General features: G+C 70.0%; 5 protein-coding genes. 3 read left to right on the top strand and 2 right to left on the bottom strand.

Features of this window, described 5'->3' with window-relative positions; translation table 11 throughout:
• Positions 1–181 precede the first annotated feature (181 nt).
• Positions 182–427 (top strand): hypothetical protein, encoded by a 246-nt coding sequence (locus tag I0C86_RS39910; protein ID WP_196206506.1) that lies wholly within the window; start codon positions 182–184, stop codon positions 425–427.
• Here the strand turns inward: I0C86_RS39910 and I0C86_RS39905 are convergent.
• Entirely contained in the window at positions 417–1,427 is a 1,011-nt protein-coding gene (locus I0C86_RS39905) for a DUF3105 domain-containing protein (RefSeq protein WP_196206505.1), read from the bottom strand. The two genes, I0C86_RS39910 and I0C86_RS39905, sit on opposite strands and share 11 nt — an antisense overlap.
• 385 nt (positions 1,428–1,812) lie before the next feature.
• Between I0C86_RS39905 and I0C86_RS39900 the strand changes: the two genes are divergently transcribed.
• Positions 1,813–2,847, top strand: coding sequence for an EI24 domain-containing protein (locus tag I0C86_RS39900; RefSeq protein ID WP_196206504.1), 1,035 nt, complete (start codon positions 1,813–1,815; stop codon positions 2,845–2,847).
• A gap of 49 nt (positions 2,848–2,896) precedes the next feature.
• Here I0C86_RS39900 and I0C86_RS39895 read toward each other — a convergent pair whose 3' ends face one another.
• Positions 2,897–3,130, bottom strand: coding sequence for a winged helix-turn-helix domain-containing protein (locus I0C86_RS39895; RefSeq protein ID WP_196206503.1), 234 nt, complete (start codon positions 3,128–3,130; stop codon positions 2,897–2,899).
• A gap of 65 nt (positions 3,131–3,195) precedes the next feature.
• Between I0C86_RS39895 and I0C86_RS39890 the strand changes: the two genes are divergently transcribed.
• Positions 3,196–3,652: hypothetical protein (locus I0C86_RS39890; protein ID WP_196206502.1), on the top strand; the 457-nt coding region annotated here is incomplete at its 3' end.

The following is a 3,652-nucleotide window of genomic DNA, read 5'->3' as shown; positions in this document are numbered from 1 at the left end:
TCTGCGTACTCGCCGGCGGCGCGCTCGGGTACGCGGTCCGCGGGTTCGCCCGGCGCTCGGGCGGCGCCGACGGGTCGCGGTGACGTCGCCGCCCGAACGGCAGGGCATACCCTGGTACGACGGCGCCGGTGCTACCACGGGTTGATGTGGACACCTGGTCTTCCCTTCTACCGTCGAGCACATGAAGAAGGCCCTTGGCGCGGTCGGAATCCTGTTCGGGCTCTATCTGATCGTCCGCGCGCTCCTCGAACCGTTCGTGATCGACATGACCGATCCCGCGACGTACCAGCAGGACTGGGGCGGGCCGAGCCTGGCCGGTGTCCTGCTGGTCCACTGTGGTCCCGGCGTCGCCGCCGCAGTGCTGATCGGGCTGGCGCTGCGACGGTGGCGGCGACGCCGGGCGCGGCGGTCCGCCGTTACCGGGTAGTGGTGATCCCACCGCCGCACGGTGCGCCGGGCTCGATCGCGGCCGTCACCCGGTACGCCGTGATGAACGCGCCGATCGCCTTGTCGTCGGCGTTGTCGACGGTGAGCTGGTAGCCCCAGGCCTGGAGCGAGATCGGTGCGGACTGTCCCGGGTACGGGCTCATCATCATGTGCGACAGCCCGTGTACCCGGTCGTAGAGCTTGCCCACGTCCTCCGCTGGCAGACCCGGCCGGTAGGTGATCCACACAGCGCCGTGTTCCAGGCTGTGTACGGCGTTGCCGTCCTCGATCGGCGCGGTGTAGGTGTCACCGTTGCAGTTCTGCCAGGCCGGGAAGTGCGGGCCACCGGCCGGTGGAGTCATCGGGTAGTTGACCGGGGCGTCGACGTGGGTGGTCGCGAGCGCGTCCGGGTTCGTCTCGCGATAGTTGATCACTCCGGACAGGTCGCCGCTGCCTCCGCCGCCGTCGCTCTGCCGGTACCAGATGAAGCCGCCGATCCCGCAGACGAGGAGCAGGATCAGCACGACGGCACCGGCCACGATTCCGATGATCAGCCCGGTACGCCGGGCCGGCTTCGCGGGCGGCGCCGGCTGCCCACCCTCGTACGGATAACCGGGCTGGCCGTGACCCGGCTGGCCGTGACCAGGCTGTCCGTAGCCCGGCTGTCCCTGACCAGGTTGTCCGTAACCCGGCTGTCCCTGACCAGGCTGTCCGTAGCCCGGCTGTCCGTAACCCGGGGCTGGGGCGGGCGGCTGGGCGTACCCGGGCTGGGGTGGGCCGTAGCCCTGCGGCGGTGCCGGCGGCATGCCGTACCCCGGTGTCGCCTCGGGAGGCGGCGGGTAGCCGCCGGGCGGCGGCCCGTAGCCGGGTTGCGGTGGCATCGGTGCGGTCGGATATCCGGCCTGCGGGGGTACGGGCTGCGCCGCGTATCCAGGCTGTGGGGGCAGCGGTCCCGGCGGCGAGCTGGGTTGCTGCGGCTGCGGCGGTTCCGGGTTGCCCATGTCTGCCTACGCCTCCGGGGCCAGGGGTGTGGGACCCGATCGTACCGATGTGGGACCGGCGGCGGACCACGCGACCTCGCTCACCCGAACCGCCCGCCCCGGTGCGAGCAGTCCCCCGCGAAGTCCGGCTCGGAACTACACTGCGCCGGTACCCCGGGACCGGTCGTCCGTCGACACCGTCGCCTTCGGCGTTCGGTCCCCGGCCGGTAGGGCTTCCCCGAGAGACGGAAGGTCATCGAGGCAGATGCGTACGCCGGAGCCGGAACCTCCCTTCCCGACCCGACCGACCCAACCGTCATGGCCTGCCGATCCTGCCGATCCCGCTGATTTCGCGGTACCGCCGGCCGGCTTTGTTCCCCACCAGGTCGCGGCGCCGGAGGATTCGGTGCTGGTCCCGGTGGAGCCCACCCCGGCCGGTCCGCAGCGGCAGTGGATTCCCCGGCAGGTACCGCCACCGAACGCCGAGGCGGTCCGGCAGGCCAGCCGGGCCATCGTCACCGGGGCGGCCCAGACCGCGCGTACGGCCGCCTACCGTGGCACCCGCCCCATCGTGAACTTCTTCGCCGGCATCGGCTGCTTCTGGCGTGGGCTGGCCCGTTTTCTCACGAGCCCGGTGCTCTGGCTCTACGCGCTGGCACCGCTCGTCCTGCTGGCGCTGGCGATGTTCGGCATCATGCACGCGATGGAGGCCACTGCCGAGGTGGTGGTGCACTCTGTGACATCCTTCGCGGGCGGTTGGCCACAGTGGATTCACGGCATCCTCAACAGTTTTCTGATGTGGGGCGCCCGCCTCGTCGTACACGCCGCCCTGGGTTACCTCGTCCTGCCGCTGAGCATCGTCCTCGGTGCGCCGTGCTACGTCCTGCTCGCTCGCCGGCTCGAACGCAAGCTCGACGGTACGGCGACCGGCGCCAGCGCGACCGGTGCGAGTGAGCGGAAGGCGCCGCCGCTGTGGCGTGCCTGCCTGGTGGCGGTCCGGCAGGCCGTGCTGGTCACGCTGGTGCTGCAACTCGGCTGGCTACTGCTCGCGCCGCTGCTGCTGATCCCCGGCGTCAACCTGCTGGCGGCGTTCAGCGCGGTGGTGGTCTTCAACGGTTTCCTCGTCGGGCTGCTCCTGCTGTCGATCCCGTTGTATCACCACGGCATCTCGACTTTCCGGGGCCAGCTCCGGGTGGTCTGGCGGCACCGGGCCAGCGTGATCGGGTTCGGTGCCACCAGCATCCTGGCGCTCAGCCTGCCGTTCACCCCGTTGCGCGCCCTCGTCGCCCCGATGGTCTTCACCGGTGCGGTGCTGCTGCACCACCGGATGCGCGGGGCCGACGAGATGCGCCAGCGAGTGGCCGCCGGACCGACGCCACCCGCGCTACCGCCGGCTGGCACCGGGGTCCCAGGCGCGTGGGGACCCTGGTCGCAGCCGTGATCCCAGCACCCTCGCGCTGACGTTGCTGCGGCTCTACGAACTGTGTGACCTATGAAAGTGGCGGGTCTTCCGCCACGAAGGTCCCCTTACCTTGATGACCTTCCACGAGGCCACGCTCGCGAAGGATGCGCAGCGCGTTCTGGGCCGTGGTCACACTGATCCCGAAGTGATCGGCAAGCTGTGCGTAGGTGGGCAGTTTCTCTCCCGGCGCCAGTTCACCAGCGCGGATCTGCTCGGTGATCGCTTCGATGACGCGTAGGTAGTCAGCGGGTCGGTTGGGCATGGTTGGGCACTCCTCGCTCGGCCCATCCATCTCACCACCTGAGTTCGTCACCGACCGGCGGGGCCGTGATCGACCGGAGCACCTACCTCGAACTTCTCCGAGAGTTGGCCAGGGGTGATTCGGAGGGCTACCGCCGACGCTGCGACGAACTGGACGCGCAGGGCTGGGGTGAACTCGCGCTGGTGCTCGGAGCCGCGTTCTACCTGGCCGTCCGGAAGCGGCTGGCGATGTCCTCGGACCAGGCGTCGATCATCCGGTACGTCGCCCACGCCCGGGTCGAGATGTTGGGTACGGGCTTCGACCTCGATCCGAAGGTCGCCGAGAGCCTGATCAGGATCGCGACGACCGACGACATCAGCGAGGTGGAGGACCTCGATTCCGATCTCGCGATCGAGGCGGAGATGTTGCTGCTCTGGAGCCTGCTCCGGTCGCTGCCGGAGAGCGAACTGTCCCGCTTCCTGGCCGAGGTCGACACGCTCTCGCAGCAGTGGACCACGGAACAGACCCCACTCCCACCCCACG

Source organism: Plantactinospora alkalitolerans (assembly GCF_015690345.1).
Lineage (GTDB): Bacteria > Actinomycetota > Actinomycetes > Mycobacteriales > Micromonosporaceae > Plantactinospora > Plantactinospora alkalitolerans.
Note: the sequence above shows the minus strand (reverse complement) of the source record. Positions and strands in the feature narration are given on the sequence as shown.

Bases quoted from the DNA above. Each gene is read 5' to 3' on its own strand.
- I0C86_RS39910 (WP_196206506.1), top strand. From the start codon at position 182: ATGAAGAAGGCCCTTGGCGCGGTCGGAATCCTGTTCGGGCTCTATCTG.
- I0C86_RS39905 (WP_196206505.1), bottom strand. From the start codon at position 1,427: ATGGGCAACCCGGAACCGCCGCAGCCGCAGCAACCCAGCTCGCCGCCG.
- I0C86_RS39895 (WP_196206503.1), bottom strand. From the start codon at position 3,130: ATGCCCAACCGACCCGCTGACTACCTACGCGTCATCGAAGCGATCACC.